The sequence below is a fragment of the Pseudomonas chlororaphis genome (genome assembly GCA_001023535.1).
GTDB lineage: Bacteria > Pseudomonadota > Gammaproteobacteria > Pseudomonadales > Pseudomonadaceae > Aquipseudomonas > Aquipseudomonas chlororaphis_E.
The window spans coordinates 173,062-193,484 of record CP011020.1; the positions used below are offsets into that span (position 1 = coordinate 173,062).

Annotated in this window: 25 protein-coding genes; 3 read left to right on the plus strand and 22 right to left on the minus strand. The window is 59.3% G+C overall.

Annotated elements, in window-relative coordinates:
• From VM99_00740 to VM99_00750, 3 genes are read left to right on the plus strand one after another with little or no spacing between them, the layout of a single operon-like run.
• Positions 1 to 1,344, plus strand: a complete 1,344-nt coding sequence (locus VM99_00740) for a diguanylate cyclase (GenBank protein AKJ96653.1) — start codon at positions 1 to 3, stop codon at positions 1,342 to 1,344.
• 24 nt (positions 1,345 to 1,368) lie between these two features.
• The gene (locus tag VM99_00745; protein ID AKJ96654.1) at positions 1,369 to 2,103 is read left to right on the plus strand and encodes an ABC transporter substrate-binding protein; all 735 of its coding nucleotides are present in this window, start codon (positions 1,369 to 1,371) and stop codon (positions 2,101 to 2,103) included.
• Between the two features lie 51 nt (positions 2,104 to 2,154).
• The gene (locus tag VM99_00750) at positions 2,155 to 2,994 is read left to right on the plus strand and encodes an S-transferase (GenBank protein ID AKJ96655.1); all 840 of its coding nucleotides are present in this window, start codon (positions 2,155 to 2,157) and stop codon (positions 2,992 to 2,994) included.
• 12 nt (positions 2,995 to 3,006) lie between these two features.
• On the opposite strand, the gene VM99_00755 is transcribed toward VM99_00750, so the two are convergent.
• The 22 genes from VM99_00755 to VM99_00860 all read right to left on the minus strand — a co-directional run bounded on the left by VM99_00755 (position 3,007) and on the right by VM99_00860 (position 20,414).
• On the minus strand, positions 3,007 to 4,098 hold the full coding sequence (locus VM99_00755) for a hypothetical protein (protein ID AKJ96656.1): 1,092 nt from the start codon (positions 4,096 to 4,098) through the stop codon (positions 3,007 to 3,009).
• Positions 4,099 to 4,282: 184 nt separating this feature from the next.
• The gene (locus tag VM99_00760; protein AKJ96657.1) at positions 4,283 to 6,391 is read right to left on the minus strand and encodes a membrane protein; all 2,109 of its coding nucleotides are present in this window, start codon (positions 6,389 to 6,391) and stop codon (positions 4,283 to 4,285) included.
• A gap of 242 nt (positions 6,392 to 6,633) precedes the next feature.
• Positions 6,634 to 7,359 carry an RNA polymerase sigma factor gene (locus VM99_00765; GenBank protein ID AKJ96658.1) on the minus strand — a complete coding sequence of 242 codons (726 nt, stop codon included), beginning with the start codon at positions 7,357 to 7,359 and terminating at the stop codon, positions 6,634 to 6,636.
• 7 nt (positions 7,360 to 7,366) lie between these two features.
• Positions 7,367 to 8,089: a flagellar biosynthesis protein flip gene (locus VM99_00770; protein ID AKJ96659.1), complete on the minus strand. Its 723-nt coding sequence runs from the start codon at positions 8,087 to 8,089 to the stop codon at positions 7,367 to 7,369.
• Positions 8,090 to 8,099: 10 nt separating this feature from the next.
• Complete coding sequence (locus VM99_00775; GenBank protein ID AKJ96660.1) at positions 8,100 to 8,444, minus strand: hypothetical protein; 345 nt, start codon at positions 8,442 to 8,444, stop codon at positions 8,100 to 8,102.
• A complete protein-coding gene (locus tag VM99_00780) occupies positions 8,441 to 8,725 on the minus strand; it encodes a flagellar motor switch protein FliN (protein ID AKK01651.1) in 285 nt (94 codons plus the stop codon). Before VM99_00780 ends, VM99_00775 begins: the two co-directional genes overlap by 4 nt.
• Before the next feature lie 36 nt (positions 8,726 to 8,761).
• On the minus strand, positions 8,762 to 9,499 hold the full coding sequence (locus VM99_00785; GenBank protein ID AKJ96661.1) for a flagellar motor switch protein FliM: 738 nt from the start codon (positions 9,497 to 9,499) through the stop codon (positions 8,762 to 8,764).
• 3 nt (positions 9,500 to 9,502) lie between these two features.
• On the minus strand, positions 9,503 to 10,681 hold the full coding sequence (locus tag VM99_00790; GenBank protein ID AKJ96662.1) for a flagellar hook protein FlgE: 1,179 nt from the start codon (positions 10,679 to 10,681) through the stop codon (positions 9,503 to 9,505).
• A complete protein-coding gene (locus VM99_00795; protein AKJ96663.1) occupies positions 10,681 to 11,103 on the minus strand; it encodes a flagellar hook capping protein in 423 nt (140 codons plus the stop codon). The genes VM99_00790 and VM99_00795 overlap by 1 nt, the downstream gene beginning before the upstream one ends.
• Entirely contained in the window at positions 11,093 to 11,854 is a 762-nt protein-coding gene (locus VM99_00800; protein AKJ96664.1) for a hypothetical protein, read from the minus strand. Before VM99_00800 ends, VM99_00795 begins: the two co-directional genes overlap by 11 nt.
• Complete coding sequence (locus VM99_00805; protein ID AKJ96665.1) at positions 11,844 to 12,305, minus strand: hypothetical protein; 462 nt, start codon at positions 12,303 to 12,305, stop codon at positions 11,844 to 11,846. Before VM99_00805 ends, VM99_00800 begins: the two co-directional genes overlap by 11 nt.
• On the minus strand, positions 12,295 to 13,647 hold the full coding sequence (gene fliI, locus VM99_00810) for an ATP synthase (GenBank protein AKJ96666.1): 1,353 nt from the start codon (positions 13,645 to 13,647) through the stop codon (positions 12,295 to 12,297). Before fliI ends, VM99_00805 begins: the two co-directional genes overlap by 11 nt.
• The gene (locus tag VM99_00815; protein AKJ96667.1) at positions 13,625 to 14,353 is read right to left on the minus strand and encodes a flagellar assembly protein FliH; all 729 of its coding nucleotides are present in this window, start codon (positions 14,351 to 14,353) and stop codon (positions 13,625 to 13,627) included. Before VM99_00815 ends, fliI begins: the two co-directional genes overlap by 23 nt.
• The gene (locus tag VM99_00820; GenBank protein AKJ96668.1) at positions 14,346 to 14,792 is read right to left on the minus strand and encodes a hypothetical protein; all 447 of its coding nucleotides are present in this window, start codon (positions 14,790 to 14,792) and stop codon (positions 14,346 to 14,348) included. Before VM99_00820 ends, VM99_00815 begins: the two co-directional genes overlap by 8 nt.
• A gap of 1 nt (position 14,793) precedes the next feature.
• Positions 14,794 to 16,170 (minus strand): flagellar M-ring protein FliF, encoded by a 1,377-nt coding sequence (locus tag VM99_00825; GenBank protein ID AKJ96669.1) that lies wholly within the window; start codon positions 16,168 to 16,170, stop codon positions 14,794 to 14,796.
• Positions 16,171 to 16,173: 3 nt separating this feature from the next.
• Positions 16,174 to 16,479 (minus strand): flagellar hook-basal body protein FliE, encoded by a 306-nt coding sequence (locus VM99_00830; GenBank protein AKJ96670.1) that lies wholly within the window; start codon positions 16,477 to 16,479, stop codon positions 16,174 to 16,176.
• A 1-nt stretch (position 16,480) separates the two neighbouring features.
• Positions 16,481 to 16,876 carry a flagellar basal-body rod protein FlgC gene (locus VM99_00835; protein AKJ96671.1) on the minus strand — a complete coding sequence of 132 codons (396 nt, stop codon included), beginning with the start codon at positions 16,874 to 16,876 and terminating at the stop codon, positions 16,481 to 16,483.
• Between the two features lie 2 nt (positions 16,877 to 16,878).
• Entirely contained in the window at positions 16,879 to 17,256 is a 378-nt protein-coding gene (locus tag VM99_00840) for a flagellar basal-body rod protein FlgB (GenBank protein ID AKJ96672.1), read from the minus strand.
• 9 nt (positions 17,257 to 17,265) lie between these two features.
• A complete protein-coding gene (locus VM99_00845) occupies positions 17,266 to 18,357 on the minus strand; it encodes a flagellar P-ring protein FlgI (protein ID AKK01652.1) in 1,092 nt (363 codons plus the stop codon).
• 14 nt (positions 18,358 to 18,371) lie between these two features.
• Positions 18,372 to 18,950, minus strand: coding sequence for a flagellar L-ring protein FlgH (locus tag VM99_00850; protein ID AKJ96673.1), 579 nt, complete (start codon positions 18,948 to 18,950; stop codon positions 18,372 to 18,374).
• Positions 18,937 to 19,446 (minus strand): flagellar basal body P-ring biosynthesis protein FlgA, encoded by a 510-nt coding sequence (locus VM99_00855; protein ID AKK01653.1) that lies wholly within the window; start codon positions 19,444 to 19,446, stop codon positions 18,937 to 18,939. Before VM99_00855 ends, VM99_00850 begins: the two co-directional genes overlap by 14 nt.
• Before the next feature lie 194 nt (positions 19,447 to 19,640).
• Positions 19,641 to 20,414, minus strand: a complete 774-nt coding sequence (locus VM99_00860) for a flagellar basal body rod protein FlgG (protein ID AKJ96674.1) — start codon at positions 20,412 to 20,414, stop codon at positions 19,641 to 19,643.
• Positions 20,415 to 20,423 lie beyond the last annotated feature (9 nt).

The following is a 20,423-nucleotide window of genomic DNA, read 5'->3' on the forward strand; positions in this document are numbered from 1 at the left end:
ATGACCGGCAACTTCAGGGCCGTGTCCAGCGCGCAACCGCGTACCGGGGCATTCAGTTCCCTCGGCCGCCGCCTGGTGCTCGCGACCCTGTTGTTCAGCCTGGTCTTCACCCTGGCGATGGTCACCTGGCGCACCTGGTTGGCCTGGGAGAACAACCTGGCGGAGATGAACTCGGAGCTGGTGCTGATCGACCAGGTGTTCCAGAACACCCTGGCCCACGCCATCTGGGAAATGGACCGTGAATCCCTCGACCAGCAGATCGCCAGCGTCGCGACGGCCGCGCCAGTGGGGCGCGTGGTACTGAACATCGTGCGGCCGGGCCAACCGCCGGAAATCATCGAACTCAACCGATACACCGTCGAGTCTTCCGGTGCCGCGCCGGTGCTGCATCGCCAACTCGTCGCACAGCCCTACGCCGGGGCGCACGAAAAGGTCGGCGAGTTGACCATCGAAGGCGATAACCGCCTGCTGTGGGAACGCCTCTGGGACGAAGCCCGCAGCATCGTCATCACCCAGGTCATCCAGTCGTTGCTGCTGGCCGGGTTGGTCATGACCATGTTCAACCGCCTGGTGACCGTGCACGTGGTCCATATCGCCCGTCACCTGGGCGAAGTCGCGCCACAGACCCTCAAGCGCCACCTGCGATTGCAACGGGCGGTGCACCGCCAGGACGAGCTGAGCCTGCTCGAATGCCAGGTCAACGAACTCCAGGACAACCTCCACGCCCACCTGGAACGCCAGCGTTCCGATGAACTGGCCCTCGCCGCCAGCCGCGACCAATTGGCCCAACTGGTGGAGGCACGGACCGCCGAACTCAAGGCCGCCAACCAGGCGCTCGAAGCCCTGTCGCGTCACGACGCCCTGACGGGCCTGGCCAACCGACGCTATTTCGACGAACTCAAGGAGGTCGAATTCCGCCGGGCCATCCGCCACAAGACGCCACTTGCGGTGCTGATGTGCGACGTCGACTTCTTCAAGATCTACAACGACACCTACGGGCACATGCAAGGCGACCAGTGCTTGAAGCAGATCGCCGAAACCCTGCGCAGCGTCTTCGGCCGCTCGGGTGAACTGGCCGCTCGCCTGGGCGGCGAGGAATTCGTCGTGGTGCTGCCCAACGTCGACGCCCGGCAGGCCAGCGAAGCCGCCCATCGGCTGCGCGCCAGCCTGGCCGAGCGTGAGCTGCCCCATAGCGGCTCCAGCGTCTCGCGCTTCGTCACGCTGAGCATCGGCATCGCCGAGTTGGACCCCGAGAGCATGGACCACTTCGATCAACTGTTGCAGCGTGCCGACCAAGCGCTGTACCGGGCCAAACACCAGGGGCGCGATTGCGTCGCTCTTTAACACCACGCGGCCAACGAGGTCTGTATGCCTAATCGCCTGACACTCTGCTTATGCCTGCTCCTCGCCCTCTTCAGCCTGAAAAGCCAGGCCGGGGCCATCGAAGTCGTGACCGAAGATTCCCTGTACGCCTACCTGCGTGAAGACAAGGTGGCCGGGCCCGGCACGCAGATCGCCGAAGAAACCCTCAAGGGCGCGGCCCTCAACGACTACAGCGTGCTGCTCTACCCCTGGGCCCGAGCCTACGAAAAGGCGCTGCACGAACCCAACGTGCTGATTTTCCCCCTGGACCGCACGCCGGCTCGCGAGCAGTCGTTCAAATGGGTGGGCGAGATCCTCCGGGTGCCGAGCAAGCTCTACAAGCTTCGCGGCGATGACAGCATCGCCGTCAAGGTCCTCGACGATGCCAAGCAGTACAGCATCGGGGTGGTACGCAACGACGCCAAGCAGATCTACCTGCAACAGCGCGGCTTCACCCGCCTGGTGGTGTCGGCTGACAATCACGATAACTTCCAGAAACTGCTGAACCATCAGATCCAGTTGCTGCCGATGCCGGAGAACGCCGCGCGCCTGATGAGCCAGGATACCCACGTGGACTTCAACAGCCTGGAAGAGGTCTATTCCCTCGACGAACAGCCCCATCGGGTCTACCTGGCCTTCAGCCTGAGCACCCCGGACGACATCGTCGCCAAGGCCCAGCGCGCCTTCGAACAACTCAAGGCATCTGGCGAAGTGGCGCGAATCATGGGCGAAAAGCGGTAAGCTCTGGGGATCGGCACGCCCGCGTGCCAACCACCCAGGAGGTCAGTCCCTATGAGCAAAGCGTCCTATGTTCCGCCCAAAGTCTGGACTCATGAAGCCCCATCTGGCGGCCAGTTCGCCAGCATCAACCGCCCGATCGCCGGGCCGACCCACGAAAAGACCCTGCCGACGGGCAAGCAGCCACTGCAGCTCTACTCCCTGGCCACGCCCAATGGGGTCAAGGTCACCATCCTGCTCGAGGAACTGCTGGCCCTGGGGCACACGGGCGCCGAGTACGACGCCTGGCTGATCCGCATCAGCGAAGGCGATCAGTTCTCCAGCGGCTTCGTCGAGATCAACCCCAATTCGAAGATCCCGGCCCTGCTCGACCGCAGCGTGGAACCGCCGATCCGCGTGTTCGAATCAGGCTCGATCCTGTTGTACCTGGCGGAAAAATTCGGCGCCTTCCTGCCCACCGACCCGACCGGGCGCACCGAGACGCTGAACTGGCTGTTCTGGCAGATGGGTTCGGCACCTTACCTGGGTGGCGGCTTCGGGCACTTCTACGCCTACGCACCGGAAAAACTCGAGTACCCGATCAATCGCTTCACCATGGAAACCAAGCGCCAACTCGACGTCCTCGACCGCCGCCTGGGCGAAAGCCCGTACCTGGCCGGCGACCACTACACCATCGCCGACATCGCGGTCTGGCCGTGGTACGGCCAACTGGTGCGCAACAACGTCTATTCGGCCGCCGAATTCCTCGACGCCCAGCGCTACACCCACGTGCAACGCTGGGCCGAAGCCATCGCCAACCGCCCCGCCGTCCTGCGTGGACAACGTGTCAACCGGACCTGGGGTGATGAGGCCAGCCAGGTGCCGGAGCGGCATCGGGCTGAAGACCTGGACTGAAGGTGCGAGGGTCTACTTGTACTGATCCCCCGCCGACGCCGGACTGGTCTGCTTCGCCAGGGCAAACACACACTCATCCAGATAGGGCCTGACGTCCGCCCATTTCTTGCCATCGACGGCAAACCCTCGCAGCTTCTTGCCGGCGTCCACCACGTCAGGCTCATGTTTCATCAGCATGAGCCTGGCCACCGCACTGGCGTCGGCGTCCTTGTGCTTGGTGTGGTTCTGCCTGGCGTAGGAATGGAACTCCTCGATGCGGGCCAGGACCGCCTGGGTACCGTCCATGCACTTGTCGCCGAGAATTTCCTCCCGGCGCTGGACATGGCCACCGGCAAAACTGTCTTCCACCAGGTGCAACAGGCTGCCCAAGGCCACCTTGTCCACGTTGGTACGCAGCCAGGGGCGGCCGACGGCAAACAGGTCCTGCACGGTCTGCCCATTATTGAAATGCTGGTCCCAGCCGTCGATCCTGATGTCCTTCAAGTAGGTATTGATGGGGTAAGTACCATCCGCAACCCCCCAGGCGAACTCTGCCCACATCATGATCTCCCGTTTGGTCTTCTCTGCGGGATCGCCCTCCTGGGAAGCCATTGCATGCAGAAACTGCAGGTCGCCGAAATGCGAACGTGCGATGTAGTTTCCCGTGCCCATGAAGGCCATCGGGTCCACGGCGCTCTTGTCCTCTGCCTCTTCGAAAAGGTTCACCCAACACCGGGTCTGGGAAATGAACCCCACCGAATAACGACCATCGCACCCCTTGGTCTTGGCATCTTCGGCGCTGGGCATGAACACCGGATCGTCGTTCCAGCGAACACCGGCAATGACATACGCACCGGCATCTTCGAGGTTGGGGTTGTTGCAATACTGCCAATCCCCGTCACACCCATAGATTTTCTGCGTCAAGGCCTCATGGGCGGAATCGCCGAAGCTGTGCAGCGCGAAACTCATGAGAGGCACCGACGCCTTATAGGAAACCCCATACTTCTTGGCCATCTCCCGCTCGGCCTCGGTACCGCTCGGCGAGAGCTGAAACGCCCCGGCCTGCCCAACGCAACCCAACCAAACGCCCCAGGCAATTGCCGCCACTTTCTTGTATTTATTCATGGGTTGTCTCAGCAAAGGCGATGACAAGCTGACGTCTCGTCTGTCGCCATGAAATCGATGGAGTGTTCAGGGTAAATGGCCAGAGGCCATCGCCGAAGCATAGCGGGTGCCGCTGGGGCGTCCAGGCGTCGGCGAGCTGATTTTTCCAGGGCCCGGGCCGGACCAGGATAGCCGCCACTCCACACTACTCGACGCTCAAGGACCTCAAGCCTATCGCCAACACCCGGGCATCATCATTCAAGCCAAGTTGCTGTGGGCTGATCGCATCGGCAAGCAACAGCTGCATTCTTGAGAATCCTTGTTCTGCGGCGCGCTGGTGCATCAGGGATGTCACCGGTATATCGAGTACATTGCCGTCCGCTTTTTCAAGGGTGTAGGTGGAAGCCTCTATGCCATTGATAAGGATCGTAACTTTCTGCTGTGCATGACCGGACGCAAGAAACGCCGAGACGCCCAGACGGATGGAGCGCACGGATGCCGATGCTCGAAATACCATTTGCGCCTCGCTCCCCTCGGACCAGGTCCCCCACTGCTCCGGATCAGCCCAGCCTTTAGCCATATAAGCTGCACCGGAATCACCTAGGTTAAATGACACGGTCTGTCCGGGCTCCAGGGAGGGAACAGCATTTATCGGCGTCTGCTCGTTGGCCAACTGGGGGCAACTGCCACACTGTTTCCAGCCCGGCGCGAGCACGGTAAAACCGTCAATCCGGGCGAAAAGATCGGACGATGTGTCAACGTTCCCCACAGCGCGCAACATTGCTCGCTGATCCATCAGATACAGCGAGTCGGGGTCGTACTTGCCCGAAGCCAGGGCCAGGGACGCCTTTGCATCAGACAGTCGCCACTGCTCCGTACTCATTCGTCCCAGATAAACAGCATCCGTTGACAGGTGATGGAGCCCGGCATAGGCAGAAACCGAAATCCAATGTAGAGAAAGGTTCTGCGGCACAATCCACCGCACCTTTTGGTAATGGGATGCAGCGTTTTTCCAGAACGGGTCGACAAAGGGCGTCGCCCATTCAGATGACGGCTTGGCCATAAACTTCTTCCTGGCGTCCGACCAACCACCATGGGTGTCGACAACCTGAATCAGCAACGCCGTTCCTAGCAAGGCTATTGCGACGCCGGGTGTATTGGCGCGAATGACCAAGAAAACAATGGCAAAGATCACTGCGTAATAAACCGGCCAGAACATTCGTCCCGATGCACGGAAGATGTTTGCAATGGAAATCACTTCCGGGGGCAGCGGGTACACAAGCTCGAACGAGCCGATCGCGATGTGATTTGAAAATGAAAACAAGGCCAGCCCGAACAGCGCCAGTCCGAGCAAGGGCCGCTTACGCAGCGCAGCTCCCAGGCCTGTGCTGCCGCGTAACCATCCGGCGAAGGCACAGATCGCCAGCATCATCAGGCCCAACCCGAGAAACGCGAAACCATCGCTGTCGCCCAACGCCGCCGGAAGATTTTTCAAGGCATGGGACCAGTTCTGCGGATTGACCAAGGTCAGGATGTTTGCACGGAACAGACCAAACCCGCCGGAAATGATCCCGGCACGCTCCACTGTGAAATACCCGGCCTGCCAGCAACACAGGGTCACTACGCAAAACAGCACACCCAGCTCGACGATCGCCATACCGATGGTCAGGCTGCGCTTAAAGCATTTGGCGGCCAGGTCGGCCAGCCAGATGACCGCAATCATTGCCAGGATATACGCATGGACCAGCGCAGCCGCCGCCAACAACATGCCCCAGGCCAGGCGTCTCCTGGGCAATGCCGGATGGAGATTCAGGTACAGCGCCGCAAGGACCAGAAAATGCCCACCCAGAGACAGGTGTACGGTCATACGCATGATCATGGGCGGGACAACAACGAACAGCGCCGCACCGAGGGCACGGATAGCAATATTGGGCGTGACCAGGCCCACCAGTTGCCAGGCAAACCAGGCCTGTAGCAAGAAACAAGTCAGCAGCCAGAGACCAAAATACTGAAAAGTCTCGGGAAGAATCGACGAAAACGGCTTGAACAGGAAAGCGAAAAGCGGATTGGAATCCGAAAAGATAATGCTGTTGCTCAGTTCGAGCCCATAGGCTGGATTCAGGCCAATGGGGAACGACCAGGGCGAGTGCCTGAAAAACAACCAGCCCAGATAGTGAGTTGCCGGATCACCGTCCCCCAACCAGGCGATGTTCTGCGGGTCCAGCACACGCGGACCGATGATCAGGAAGAAAGCCAACGCGCCAATCAGCAATGGCAGCAGATTAACGAGCCCGTACGCCTGAGTTTTTTTCATCGCCCCTGTTACGGTGTCGAACGATTGCGATGAGCTCGAGATCGATAACTCAGCAGGTTCGAGAGGCGGTGTTCTGTGCTGTAACGTCAATTGATTGCTCTTTTTGTAGTGGTTGTTTCACAATCTCCGGCGATGCTCCCACGCCGTTGACCGAGGTGTATTAGGCAATGGCGGTAGCGGTCAATGCAAGGTAGCCAAGGCGCCTGAAGTTCTTTTCGAGAACACTTTTCGCTCCATCGACATTACCAGTTGCCTCCCGCCATCAACCGTTCATGGTTCAACCGAATGTTTCTCAGTGCCTGAGCGTGTAATTGTGAAATGCGCGATTTCGAGATGCCCATGAGTTCACTGATTTGCGTGAAACTCAGATGCTGGTGGTAATGCCCCTGGATGACTTGCCGTTCATTCGCCGAAAGCAGCTTCACGCACTCGTTCAGCGCATCGCTCTCACGCTCCGCTTCGTAAAGGCTGAGCGGATTGTTGTTCCCCGGCTCCTGGTCAACGATCCCGGACTCCAGGAACAACCCGAACGCCAAGCCGATAGCGACGTTCGCCACCTGCTCCAGATCGGGCTCAATACGCCCCTCTTCCTGCGCCCCTGAAATACTCTCCAGCCGTTCTCGGTAGTAACGACGCTGATCGCTCACATAACAAGACAGCCCCTTGAGCACGTTACCCTTCACATAGGGCTCGGCATAAGACTGGAAGCGGGTACCGAGCTCGGGATTGAACCGATCAATGGCTTGCAGCAAGCCAATCGAAGCCAGATTCACATAATCCCCCCACTCCGCCAGGGGGTGCGGATAACGGGAATACAAAAGTCCGACAACCATCCGCAGCCATTGGCCGTAGAAAAAGAACAGCCGGCTCCTGGCTACTTCTGCCTTGCTGTCCAGCCAATCGCGCCACAAGACTTGCTCATGATCGCCGTCACTGTTGATGCCATCCCTGGCCACGACAGGTTCCACCCGTGGCCTACCCGAGATTGCGCATCAACGTCTGGGCAATCAGGCCCCAGCCGTCGATCAACAGAAACAGCATGATTTTCAAAGGCAAGGAGATGGTAATGGGCGGCACCATGATCATCCCCAGGGACATCAGGATGGACGCTACGACCAGATCGATGATCAGGAATGGCAGGAAAATCATGAAGCCGATCTGAAAGGCCAGCTTCAGCTCACTCAGCATGAAGGCCGGCACCAGCTTTACCGGGGACAACCCCTCTGGCTCCTGTGGCAGCGGAGCCTTGGCCAATTCATAGATCAGCCGCAGGTCTTCTTCATGGGTTTGCCTGATCATGAAATCACGTATCGGCGTCCAGCCTTGCAGCGCTGCGCCATCGAGGCCCACCTTGTTCGCCAGGAACGGTTTGATGCCTGCGTCATAGGCTTTTTCCAGGGTTGGCGCCATGGCAAACAGCGTCAGGAACATCGACAGCACGATCAAGACGATATTCGGTGGCGTCTGCTGCAATCCCAATGCTTGCCGGGTTAGCGACAACACCACGATGTTGCGGGTAAATGTGGTCAGGGCGATGATCAGGAAGGGCAGGAACGACAGCGCCGTCAGCAACGCCACGACGCTGACCGGTGATTGGATCTGGTTGATGTGCAAGCTTCCCCATTCAGAGAAATCATCTGCCGCGGTCGCGACACAGGAAAAGCAACTGAGCACGATAAACAGCAACCGGCGAGTCATGACGAATACTTCAAGAGCGAGCATCCAACGGGGAAGTTGGGGAATGTGGCGACAGGATGGTCACTGTGGCGCCGTTGGAGGACTCAGTGACCAGAACCTGCGAGGTTTCTGTCTTGAGCAGGTACACCTTGGTCTTGGTTGACAATCGCAACGCACGTACGCATTGCAAGTCGACCGGACTGAGTGAAGTGCCTAGAGGGGTCACATGACGTCGCGCGTACCAGCGCATGACGAGGTAAACTACTGCCAGTAACAATGCCGTGATCAACATCACCTTGATCATCAGAATGAACGACAGTGGATCGTCCTGCCGCAACGGCAATCCCATAGGTTGGGCTACGGTTTCAGGTGTCACAATATTTCCGTCAACTGAATGCCAAAATTATCATCCACCGCCACCAGGTTGCCTCGCGCAACAGGTTTGCCATCGAGGCACAGCGACGCAGGCTCGTGAACCTGCTCCAACAACCTGACGACATCACCGGCCTTGAGCGCGAACAATTCATCCACACTCATCGACGCGTTGCCGATCTGAACCACCAGTTCTACAACCACGTGCTTGATCAGATTCATGTCCCGTTTGATCAACGGCGACTGTCCGGCATTGACCACGGCCGCGGCCTCTTCCAATTCAATTGCATCTACTGTTGCGGTCACACCAAAACTCCTGACTTATTCATGGGAAATCAACTGCACGGCCAGATGATCGTGCTGCCTGGCCAGGTATCCGCCGGCCACTACGGGGCCTTCGGCCAGTTGTAACGAAACCGGATCGGCTAACAATGCGCCAGCGCGCAAGGTATCTCCCGGGCGCAGGTCTCTCATCTCCCCAATGGAGAGACTGGCCAAGGGAAGGCGCACGGACAGCTTCACTCGGGCGCTGCCCAACGCTTGCTTGCGTTCGATCAAAGGCTTGCGGGGAGCCGACGGCTCAAGGGCGGCATTGAACAGCGCTGCATCCAGCGACAGATAAAGCGTCGATGAGCCCATGCGCAGTTGCAACAGAACCTGAGCATTGAGCACAGTGGAAAAGGGACAGGACGGTTCGTCGGTCAAGAGGGTGACGGGAGATTGCCCAATAGTCTCAAGCACATGGTTGACCAACGCCAACTGCGCTTCGCCCAGCAAATACCTGGACATTTCATCGTCGGGCGTTTCCTGGATGAAAGAACCGAATATGATCGAGCGCCAATCTCCCGCCAGGCTGATCGAGCCATTCGTTGATCTGGCACGCTGCCAGACCAAAGCGGGTGTCAACCCGCTTGAGTCGCTCAAGGTCGAGCAACTCACTTCGCACGCCTGGCGCTCGTCACGAATACACCACTGCTCGTACCAGTGCCTGGCCACAGGCGGTAAACGGTCGCAGGCCATCCGCAGCCGAGTGACGCCGACCCATCCCAACATCCTCATCGTTCAGCCTCCCCGCGTTCCGTTGTACAATTGCTCAAGCATCTCATTGGAGACGGTCATCACTCTCGAACTGGCCTGATACCCTCGTTGAATGATCAGGATGTCCCCGAACTCCTGGGCAAGATCGACGTTCGACAGTTCCAGGTAGCCCCCCTGGATACGACCGAACTGCTTCTCCCCTGCCCGACCAAACTCTGCCTGCATGGAGGACGGCGTGTGGTAAAGCGAATTGGCACCTGCAATAAGGGCACTTTCATCCGCAAAATCCGCCAACGCCAGTTGATTTGCGCTGCGTTTTTCGCCATTGGCGTAGCTGAAGTTGAGAATGCCCCGCTCATCAAAGGTGAACGTATTAAGGCCAGCGACCGCACTCCCGTCGACCACCCGCGCGCCCAGTGTATGACTCGGGCCGCTGGCGACCTGGGTCGCCAGGTTAAAGCTGCCCGGCGTTCCGAAATCCAGCAGGATGTTTTGAACCACGCCATTGACAGACAGGGGAACAGACAAGCTGTTGAAACCTGCAACGGGGCTACCGTCGGTTCCAAAGGCGATAGTGCCGGTCACCAATTGGGCACCGCTCGCATCCGATACCGTGGCACTCCAGCTATTGACCGGTGTCACTTGCGGCACGAATTTGACAGTCAAGGCATGACTGGCGCCCGTCGCATCGAACACTTGTATCGAACTGATCTGGTGGGACGCCTCCGTAGGGCCGCTACGCGCCAATGCACCGACCATTTCGACCCGGGTGGTCGCCTTTGGCGGCAGCGTGCGCTGGCCTTGGATATTGATATCCAGCAGGTTTCCTGCCGAATCTATACCCGCGACACGACGCTGACTGATGGTGTCGACCAGATAGCCATCCTTGTCGACCTCGAATTGCCCGGCGCGGGTATACGACAATGCCCCCTGCTCATCGCGTAGAACGAAATAGCCCGCACCGTTGATCGCCACATTGGTGTTATTGCCGGTCTGACGGTTCTCGCCCGGCTTGATACGAACCTCGGTACCCGCAATCCCCGAACCGAAACTCTGACCATCCTGTCCATTGACGGCGCGATAAAAGGTATCGCTGCCTCTGTAGCCAGGCGTGTTCATGTTCGACACGTTGTTGGAAACGTTATCCAAGCCCTTGGAGAAGGAAAACAGGCCACTCATTCCGTTAAAGAAAGCTTGCAGCATCACGCCCCCTGCCTGACCAGTTTGATTTGTGACAACCGCACGTCCGTGAGGACCGTACCGTCGGTTCGTTTGACGGAAAGCACCGGCCCCGTCGATGAAAATGCAATCGCCGTCACCGAGCCGATCACCGACCCACCACTGGTGATACTGACCTCAACCTGGCGCCCCAACAGGCCCAGGGACTGTGAAGTGGCATTCATGGACACGAGGTTTTCAGTGTTTTCGTTGGTAATCCGGGTCTGTTCAAGGTTGGCGAACTGTGCCATCTGTGCCAGGAACTCACGGTTGTTGATCGGCTCCAGCGGGTCTTGGAATGTCAGCTCGGTCAAAAACAGCTTGATGAAATCTTCCTGCCCCAATCGGCTCTGGGCCAACTCGGAAGTGGTGGTACTAAGCTCATTACCAATCGCTTCAACGGCCATGGTGTTCACCTTCGTTTGAAAGACTCGCTGCCCGCCAGACTTCCCGGCCATTGAGCCAGATCTGCTGCGGGCGCTCCGACATCGATGCCGCCCGCCGTGATAACTCTTCAACCAATTCGTCGTGCTCTAGCGATGTGAGCCGGTAGTCCCGAACTACCAACTCAATGCCCTTATCCCGGGGCAGGAACTGAAAGTGCCGGTCCGGCCATTTCCGGGTCAGATAACTCAAGAACTGCACCTGGCTAGTCCCTTCAAGGCCCTGCTGCTGCGATCCAACGGCAACGTCCCAAAGGGCAACGGGGCCTGCCGTTGCCACCGCTATGGACATGAGTGAAGTCGTCGACGGGAACGGTACGGCACTCAAAGGCACCGAATAGCCTTGCATCGCGTCAACCGTTGCAACACTCCGAATGTCCGGACCAGCCAGGAATGCATCGGGCCGGTATGAAAGATGGTGTCCGGCCCGAGCCCCCAATGCATACAACTCAAGCGCGCAAGCGCTCCTGGGGTCTGATGCATCGGCTGGGCGGGGGCGCAGAATGCGGGTCAGGTCCGCATCGGGCACGACAGAGTGCGGGTGCTGCTGCGGGGATGCCTGTACATCACGCTGCCACCCTGTGCTGTCGTTTGGCGTGGATGCATGATCACTCAAGCCAAGTTTGCGCTCGAAGTCCCTGGCCTTTGTTTCGCGTACGGGAGCACGATGGTCAGCCGTCATGGTCCACAACGATGCTTCTACCTTAACGGCCATGGCCCGCTCCCAGCGCTTGTTGTGCATCAAAAATGTCAACGCTTTCGTATTCGAGTACAGCCTTGTCCAACAGCACCTCGAGCCGTTCCTTTGCCTTGGCGATCAAGTCTTCGTTCACTTTGCATTTGAGCAGTTGCGCCATGGCTGAGCGCGAGGTCTGCCGCGCTTCAACGACAGGCTGATACGCAGCCGCAAGTCGCTGGAACGCCGCGGTGTGCGCCAGTAACCGTTGTTCGTGCTGGGAAGGATCAAGCGGAGTTCCTATGCGCCCCAATGCCTCAAAGCCAGCCTGCAGCGCGTCGTAGCGAAGCTGTTCCTCACCTAATAGACGCTGGGCTTTCACCAGATCATGGCGACTGCGGTTGTAGACCAGTTCCGCCTTTTCCCGCTGCATGACACGCAAACGAGACGCCGCGTCCAACTGCCGGGACTTGCGCCATTCATCGTGCATAACCTACCCCCTTGTCCAGGCGCTGGACCAACTGGGCAATCGCTTGCCAGGTGTGTGATGCCGGAAAATGTTCCTGAGGGGTTTGCTGCAACAGTCCATCGAACGCAGGTTTCAACTCAATCATGGTATCCAGCAGAGGCTGTGAACCCTTTTCATACGCGCCCAATTCAATCAGGTCCACGCTGTTCTGGTAGCAGCCCAGTGCCGAGCGAAGACGCTCGACCTGGCCTTTCTGTTCCTGGCTATGCAACGCGCCGGTCAGCCGACTGATACTGTGCAAAACATCAATGGCCGGCCAATGACCGCGGGCAGCGACATTGCGACTCAAAACAATATGCCCATCGAGAATGGCGCGCATGTGATCAGCCACTGGCTCATTCATATCGTCGCCTTCGACCAGTACGGTATACACCCCGGTGATGGAGCCTTGCCCGCTCAGCGCTCCGGCACGTTCCATCAGAGGAGGCAGCAGGCCAAATACCGAAGGCGTATAGCCTCGGCTCCCCATGGGCTCACCCGTTGAGAGACCGATCTCACGTTGCGCAAGGGCAAAGCGGGTGATCGAGTCCATGATCAGCAGCACGTGCTTGCCTTGAGCACGAAACCATTCGGCGATGGTTGTTGCTGTATAAGCCGCCTGACGTCGCAGCACCGCAGGTTGCTCGGCCGCAGCCGCGATTACCACGGCCTTCTGCAAACCTGTCGGCCCCAGGCTGTCGCGAATGAAATCCCCGACTTCGCGGCCGCGCTCGCCAATCAACGCGATCACGATCACATCAGCCTCTGCGTATTGGCTCATCATCCCGAGCAACGTGCTTTTCCCCACGCCGCTGCCGGCAAAAATCCCGATTCGTTGGCCACGTCCCAACGGTGTGAAAACATCGACTGCCTTCACCCCTGTGACTAACGTGGTGTTGATCGGCGAACGATGCAAAGGATTGATCGGCGCCACGAACCGGGGCATGCGCTTGAGACCTTCGGGGGCTGGCATGTCATCCAACGGCTCGCAAGTCGCGTCGAGTACACGCCCCAACAGACTCTCTCCGACAGGAACCGTATAAGGGGCTCCACGTGCGTGGACTCCACTGGCAAGGCACAACCCATCCACCGGACCGTAAGGCATCAACAGGGTGGAGTCACTGCGTAAGCCGACCACCTCCGCGACGACAACTTCGCCTCCACGAGCCGGGTGAATGTCCACCAACTCGCCCAGTCGCACGTCCAGTCCAGTGGCGTGAAGCACCAGCCCCTGAATCGAGCTCAAACGTCCCATCCGTCGACACAGCCGAGCCTGATCAAGCCGCGTCAGCAGTCGGTGCTCAAGCCCCTGCCACACGGCCATCTCCTTTCGCGGTCAACACCGATGCGACATTCGCCAATTGTGTCTGCACAGCGGCGTCCAGTTGCCCCCCCTCAAAATCGATCAGACAGCTGCCCGCCGACGCCTGAGGATCGACCAGGAACGACCTTATCAGCGGGTCGTCCGGAGCCAGTCGAAGCAAGGTCTCGTAGTCCGCGCGAGCCACGCGAATGCGCAGTGGCGCTGTCAGTTGGTAGGTTTCGATTGCCTGCTTCGCCAGATCGGCAATCAATGGACGTGTCTCGGCATGCGTGCCCAACAGGCGCTCAACCACGGCGAGCGCGAAACGTCCAACCAAGGGCTCCATGGACGACAACAACTGTTCTTGTTGCGCTTCCAGCGCTTCAACCAGTCGCGCGATCTGCAGGCGTTCCGCTTCGAGCGCGGTGCGCAGGGAGGCCTCTGTCTTCAGCCATTGCTGTTCTTGTCGGGCCAACGCTTCAGTCAATTGCGCACGAGCCTGTTTGCTGGCTTCCAGTGCTCCTTCTTCGCGACGTTCCCGCTCCATCTCTGCGAGCTCCTGCGCGAAGGTTTCGCGCAGCATCGCTTTTACATCGGGTTGGCGGGCCTCACTGGCGAGCCTCGCAGGTTGAACATCCCCGCCGAGCCCCGGCAGGCGCCGTGCTCCCTGATTCTGGAAAGGTTGACGCAACACCGTGGATGACACCGGCGGCTTAGAGTTACTCATGGCCAGCCTCCTGCGCGTCCATCCGGGCTTTCAAGCTTTTCATCAACTCAACCGGCAGGACCTGCCGGGCGAACTTGCCATCCCATCGACGGATATCGGCACTATTGGCCTGGCTGCCCAGCACTTCACGACGCACCGCCGGCGTTTCCAGCTGAAGTACCAGTGCGCTCCAGAACGGATGCGTTGCTCTCGAGAGGCACGCCTTGAGACGCGAATGGTCGGGCATCGTGCGCGCAGCGGACGGCGTTGCTGCCATCTCATCCATCAGGGCAGCAACAATCGCGGGATCGTTGGCCAGGCCCAGCAGATTGATCTCCTCCAGTAGCACCTCAACCTGTCGACGCTCGTCAGTTTCCAGCCGCGCAAGAATCCAGTCACGGTCCTCGGCATGGGAGCAGGCCAAGCGGATAGCCGCTTTGCGAAGCGCAGAAAACTCCACGTTAACGCCCCTCCAGCAGCCAGCGGCGCAAGTCGACCAGCAATTGCTCGCGCTCTACCGATGTCAGTCTAGGCACCGTCATCGGGGCAACCACGACCTTGCGACGCCCTTTTGCCCAGAGCAACAACAGAGCGATCGCCAGAACGGCCATCAGCGCGCCGGCAAACCAGCGAGGCCATGGCAGCGCCCCGCTTTCGTTGACCGGCGCAGGCACCTCGGCACGGCTGGCCGGCATCGGTTGTGCGGCAATCGGCGCCACCGAAGTGGTCTGTGGCACAGGCATATCGGGGATATACACCATGACCAGGCGATCACCGCGTTTTAGGTCCAGCCCCAACGCGGCCTCTAGCAAGGCCTGGATATCCTTCATCTGGGTATCCGTTACCGGCGTACTGAGCACCACGCCGACGGTGATACGCTCGATCGTGCCTGTCGCATGCTCCGTCTCTGCACGCGCCTTGCCCACCTCGTAATCGATTTCCCGATTATTCTGCAGGCGCTTGCTCGTCGACTCACCACTGGAGTTCTCAGTGGACTCCGTGCGTTTTTCGCGGCGTATCTTATTGGTGAGCGGTTGCTCACTGACTGACTTGACCCGATCGAAGTTCATCAGCACGCGCACAGACACATCGACACCCCGATGACCGAGCGGGCGCGCGAGCAGTTCCTCAGCCTTCAATTTAAGAGCCTGCTCGACCTGAGAGGTCAACTGCAGATGTTCGGGTGCGGCCGCAGCGCCATCGGAGGCACTGAGTACCTGGCCATATTCGTTGAGCACCGACACACGTTCGAGCGTCATGCCCTCCACCGCCGACGACACCAACTGTTGGATGCCCCTGACGCGTTGCGGCATCAATGTTCCCGCAGAACGCACGCGCACGATCACCGAGGCCTTTGGAGGCTCCTCTGCCTGTTGGTAGAGGCTGGTTTTCTTGAACGTCAGATGAACACGCGCATAATCGACTTCCGAGAGGCTCATGATCGTGCGAGCCAGTTCGCCTTCCATGGCCCGCTGGTAATTGATTTTCTGACTGAACTCCGACATGCCGTAGTCAGCTTTATCGAACAGTTCGAACCCGGTACCGCCACGGGTCGGAATCCCCGCCTCCGCCAGGTACATTCGGGCAGACGCTGCATGATCGGCCAGCACTTCAATCGCGCCTTGCTGTGTATTGATCCGATAAGGCACATGACGCTGGCTCAATGTGGCCAGGATCTGCGCCTGGGAAGCTTCATCGGCATTCCTGTACAACGCCACGTACTGCGGTCGGATTACCCACCACGCCGACACGGCCAGCAAGCCGATGACCAACAAAGCACCGGCGAGAAAGACGCGGGTACGACCAGCAAGGAACGAGGACACCGGTTGATTCTCCATAACTTAGATCTGCAACCGAGAGAGTTCCTGGTAGGCATCTACCAGGCGATTGCGCACTTCTACGGCCAACTGAAGCGACAATTTCGCTTGCTCCATCGCCATGACCAGGTCATGGGGCGCAATGTTTTCGCCCAAGGCATATGCCGAGAGCAACTCGCTGGCTTGTCCGGTCTGCTCGTTCAATCGAGTTGCGCCAGTTTTCAACAAACCTGCGAAATCAGTGGCCTGGGGACCCATCGGGCCGTCCGTCAAGGCGGCGGTCGGCGAAAGATCCTTGGTTAACGCAATAGGCGCGATGGCGGCGGTCATGTCACTTTCCAATCTCAAAGGCTTTGAGCGTCATTTCACGCAAGCTGTTGTAAGCACGAATGTTGGCTTCATAGGCGCGGGTTGCCGATACCAGGGTGGCCATCTCCCTGGCGGCCTCGATGTTCGGGTAGTGCACCATGCCGTTATGGTCAGCCAGCGGGTGGGCAGGGTCGTGAACCAGCCGGGTGTCGCTGCGTGCCTGAGCGTGAACCATTGGTTGTGGCAAACCCATCTGGCTGGCAAAGCTGGCCGGAGGCGATACGCCGAGCAACGGAGAGCGCTGGCCTGGAGCGATCGCCACGTTGGCGATCGCCAGGTTGTAACTGGCGACCTCCACCCTGGAACGCTCATAAGCCATGCTTGCGCGAACGGTTTCGCTGATGTTGTCCAGAGGCACTCTCAGCGGCCTCCCTTGATCGCCAACTGCATCAGTGCGAACTGCCGAGAGACGCCGTCAGCCAGGGCCTGATAGCGGCCGCTCGCGGCGGACATCTGTGCAACTTCGCCGTCCAGGGCCAGAGGCGACAGCGGCGTATAGCTTTGTAGGTACGGCGTTAATTCACTGTCTTGCATCGCACGCAACGCCTGGCCAAGCAGCTCCGGATCGTTGCGCAAGCCATGCAAGGCAGCCATCGGCTCGAAACGGTTGAGGCGCATGGCCTTGCTTCCCGGAACGTTGGCCATGGCAATATTGTGGGCCGCCACCTTGGCCTGCATTTGCTCCAGGTCCATGGCAAAGCGCACCGTTTCTATTGCAAGACTCATATCAGCTGACATCAATCTTCCTTATTGAACGATAAGTTCGGCGTGCAAAGCGCCCGCCTGTTTAATGGCTTGCAACACAGTGATCACTTCTCGTGTACTCAATCGAACCTGATTGAGCGCTTTCACCAGATCGCCCACCGTCGCCCCTTCGGCTAACTTCACGGGGCCATGCTCTTCTTCATTTACGGTCAGTTCGGTGTCAGGCACGACCACGGTACCCACGCCCGGCCCAGTACGTGCGACCCAGGACGGCTGCGAAACCTGGTACTTGGTGCTGATCACAACACTCAACGAGCCCTGGGAAATACTCACCTCTCCCAATTGAACGTTGGCACCCGCCACCACCGTACCGGTGCGCTCATTGACGACGACGCGAGCGGCATAATCCGGTGCGACGGCAATGTCCTGCACCCGTGCGATCAGTCGAGGCATGCTCATCCCCGCTGCAACAGGCACCTCGACCTTGGCCGCGTGCACCACCCGCACACCGGGCACGCCCAACTCCCGAGTCAAGGCATCGGCGATGCGCTGGGCAGTGGTGTAGTCCGGTTCATTGAGAATCAACACGAGGCTTTTCGAAACCTCACCGTTGTCTGCAAAAGCCGAGCGCTCGACACTGGCGCCCCGTGGGATGCGGCCCACCGTTGGATGATTCTTCTGGACGGAGTTGGCATTGGCTTCAAAGACGTACCCACCCACCGACATTGGCCCTTGGGCAAGGGCATACAACTTCTCGTCAGGACCGTACAGAGGTGTCATCAACAAGGTGCCCCCAAGCAGACTGCGAGCGTCACCCAGCGAAGAAACCTCGACGTCCAGTTTGTCCCCCGATTCGCTGAACGAACGCAGGCTGCCCGTGACCATTACAGCCGCGGTGTTGCGGGTATTGAGATCTCCATCGGCGACGTTCACGCTGAAGTTCTTCAACGTGTTGACCAACGACTGTCGCGTGGCCCGGTTACGGTCGGTATCACCTGTCCCGGCCAGGCCCACCACCAGGCCATAGCCGATGATGGAGTAGTCGCGCACACCCTGGATGCGGGTCAGTTCCTTGATCCGGACATCCGACCATGCAGGTTGCAGCCATAGGGCAAGCAACAGCCCCGACAGCAGTCGAGCAACGGTTTTCATAAGATACGCATCCACTTGAGCACCCGGAAAACGATGTTCTGCTTCTGCGCATCGGTCACTACACCATCCCCGACGATGTCGATCTGTGCGTCCGCCAGGCGATAGGAGAGCACCGTGTTGTTGTAAGCGATGTCATCTGGCCTGACCAGCCCGGTGATTCTCACCTGTTGTTTCTCGTCATTGACCGTCACCCGCTGCTCTCCACTGACACGCAGCAGGCCTTCGGGCAGTTGTTCAATGATCCGTACCGAGACATTGGTGCGGATCTGTCCGCTGCGATTGGTTTGCCCCGAGCCATTGGTGTCGCCTTTCAGACCCAGGCTGGCCTGATGGGTATTGCTGTCCAGGCCCGTGCGCGCGGATATGTCGGTGTTGCTGTCGGCTCCTGTACCGGCCGCACTCTGGGCCGAGGTGGACTCCATCACCAGGACCGTCAGGGTATCGCCCAGATGGTAGCCACGACGGTCACCAGTCAGGGACCTATAGCCATCGGGATCGATCAGGCTCTGGGCACAAACCACCCCCGGTAACAGCAGCATTGCCAGCAACGCGCCGCGGATGTCATCTATCCACATGAACCTCTCCTTTGCCAGCGACCACCGCCAGCAGGCTCGACTCGGCACCGTTCAGAATCACCGGGACACGTTCTCCCAGGACACCAGGACGCAGCGCCCTGCCTTCGGTACGCAACATCAAGCCCGGCCCGTAGACCACCACGGTCACCGGAGCGTCGCGATACACCAGCGGCTCAGCCTTCAGATGACGCTTGAGCACAGGCATGCCGGCATTGACCGACTGATTCAGCCACTGCCCTGCCACTTCAGTGGGCAGGTCGCCCGGAGCAAGTTGCGCCGCCGCCAGGTCCACTCGTTCAAGACGCGGCTGGACATCGGCGACGGCCTGTTCGGCACGTCCATTGCGGCCATAGACCCACGCTTGCCTCCAGGCCTGAACCTTGAACCACACGGTCACCACACTGGGTCGATCATGGCCGCAGACGGTGCCTGAAAATGAAACCGGGACCCGGCTGCGAATCCCTTGGCTCGACAGCCTGAGCTGTGGATGCTCCATTGCCGGCAGCTCCCCCATGGGTGTGAACTGAAGTTCGGTATCGGGCGCCGCCAGTTGAGCCTGGAGCACCTGCAGAGCCGCCGTCATTGCATGGCCTGCAGCCACGTCACAACCCGTGCCCGACGCCGAATAGGCATAGCAACCACTTGCGAACCACAGCCCGAGCCCGGCCAGGCAACGAATAATCATCATGATCAACGGCGCAGGTTATTGATGGTTTCCAGAATCTGATCACTGGCCTGCAGCAATCGCGCATTCATCTGGTAAGCCCGTTGAGCCAGCACCAAACCGCTCATTTCGTCGATCAGGTTGACGTTCGACATTTCGACATAACCCTGCAGCAGCACCCCCTGCCCGTCCCGTCCCGGCTCTGCATAGATGGCTTCACCGCTGGCCTGGGTCGGTCGATAGAGGCCGTCGCTGAGTTTGCTCAATGCTTCGGCGCTGGCGAATTTGGCCAACTGCACCTGTCCGACATTGATGACCTCTCCCGTTTCGGTGATCGTCGCCTGAACCTCGCCGTTCTGTTTGATCACCAAGTTGCGCGCATCCGGCGGTACGCGCAGATCAGCAGTCAGCGTCTGCCCGTCCGGCATTGCCAATTGACCTTCGCTGTCCAGATGAAAACGTCCGGCACGGGTATAGGCCAGTTCGCCGGTAGGCAACGCCACCTCGAAAAAGCCATCGCCCTGAATGGCCAGGTCCAATGCATTGCCGCTTTCCCTTACGGTCCCCGGGCTGAAGACCTGGCTCGGCTGCGAAGCCTGGATACCCGCGCCGGTCAGCAAGCTCTCGGTCATGCCGCCACCGTCATCGCGCGTGCCGACTTCACGAACCATGTCATGGAAATCCACCTGACTACGTTTGTAGCCAATGGTCTGCATGTTGGCGACATTGTTGGAAATGCTGTCGATCCACGCCTGGTTCGCTGCCAGGCCAGAGCTGGCGATACTTAATGAGTCAATCACAACAACATT

Excerpts from the sequence above, each read along its gene's own strand:
- VM99_00740 (AKJ96653.1), top strand. The coding sequence starts at position 1 with ATGACCGGCAACTTCAGGGCCGTGTCCAGCGCGCAACCGCGTACCGGG.
- VM99_00755 (AKJ96656.1), bottom strand. The coding sequence starts at position 4,098 with ATGAATAAATACAAGAAAGTGGCGGCAATTGCCTGGGGCGTTTGGTTG.
- VM99_00855 (AKK01653.1), bottom strand. The coding sequence starts at position 19,446 with ATGGAGCATCCACAGCTCAGGCTGTCGAGCCAAGGGATTCGCAGCCGG.
- VM99_00800 (AKJ96664.1), bottom strand. The coding sequence starts at position 11,854 with ATGGCCGTTAAGGTAGAAGCATCGTTGTGGACCATGACGGCTGACCAT.
- VM99_00785 (AKJ96661.1), bottom strand. The coding sequence starts at position 9,499 with ATGAGGATGTTGGGATGGGTCGGCGTCACTCGGCTGCGGATGGCCTGC.
- VM99_00805 (AKJ96665.1), bottom strand. The coding sequence starts at position 12,305 with ATGCACGATGAATGGCGCAAGTCCCGGCAGTTGGACGCGGCGTCTCGT.
- VM99_00850 (AKJ96673.1), bottom strand. The coding sequence starts at position 18,950 with ATGTGGATAGATGACATCCGCGGCGCGTTGCTGGCAATGCTGCTGTTA.
- VM99_00790 (AKJ96662.1), bottom strand. The coding sequence starts at position 10,681 with ATGCTGCAAGCTTTCTTTAACGGAATGAGTGGCCTGTTTTCCTTCTCC.
- VM99_00795 (AKJ96663.1), bottom strand. The coding sequence starts at position 11,103 with ATGGCCGTTGAAGCGATTGGTAATGAGCTTAGTACCACCACTTCCGAG.
- VM99_00830 (AKJ96670.1), bottom strand. The coding sequence starts at position 16,479 with ATGACCGCCGCCATCGCGCCTATTGCGTTAACCAAGGATCTTTCGCCG.
- VM99_00745 (AKJ96654.1), top strand. The coding sequence starts at position 1,369 with ATGCCTAATCGCCTGACACTCTGCTTATGCCTGCTCCTCGCCCTCTTC.
- VM99_00760 (AKJ96657.1), bottom strand. The coding sequence starts at position 6,391 with ATGAAAAAAACTCAGGCGTACGGGCTCGTTAATCTGCTGCCATTGCTG.
- VM99_00770 (AKJ96659.1), bottom strand. The coding sequence starts at position 8,089 with ATGACTCGCCGGTTGCTGTTTATCGTGCTCAGTTGCTTTTCCTGTGTC.
- fliI (AKJ96666.1), bottom strand. The coding sequence starts at position 13,647 with ATGGCCGTGTGGCAGGGGCTTGAGCACCGACTGCTGACGCGGCTTGAT.
- VM99_00750 (AKJ96655.1), top strand. The coding sequence starts at position 2,155 with ATGAGCAAAGCGTCCTATGTTCCGCCCAAAGTCTGGACTCATGAAGCC.
- VM99_00815 (AKJ96667.1), bottom strand. The coding sequence starts at position 14,353 with ATGAGTAACTCTAAGCCGCCGGTGTCATCCACGGTGTTGCGTCAACCT.
- VM99_00825 (AKJ96669.1), bottom strand. The coding sequence starts at position 16,170 with ATGGAGAATCAACCGGTGTCCTCGTTCCTTGCTGGTCGTACCCGCGTC.
- VM99_00840 (AKJ96672.1), bottom strand. The coding sequence starts at position 17,256 with ATGTCAGCTGATATGAGTCTTGCAATAGAAACGGTGCGCTTTGCCATG.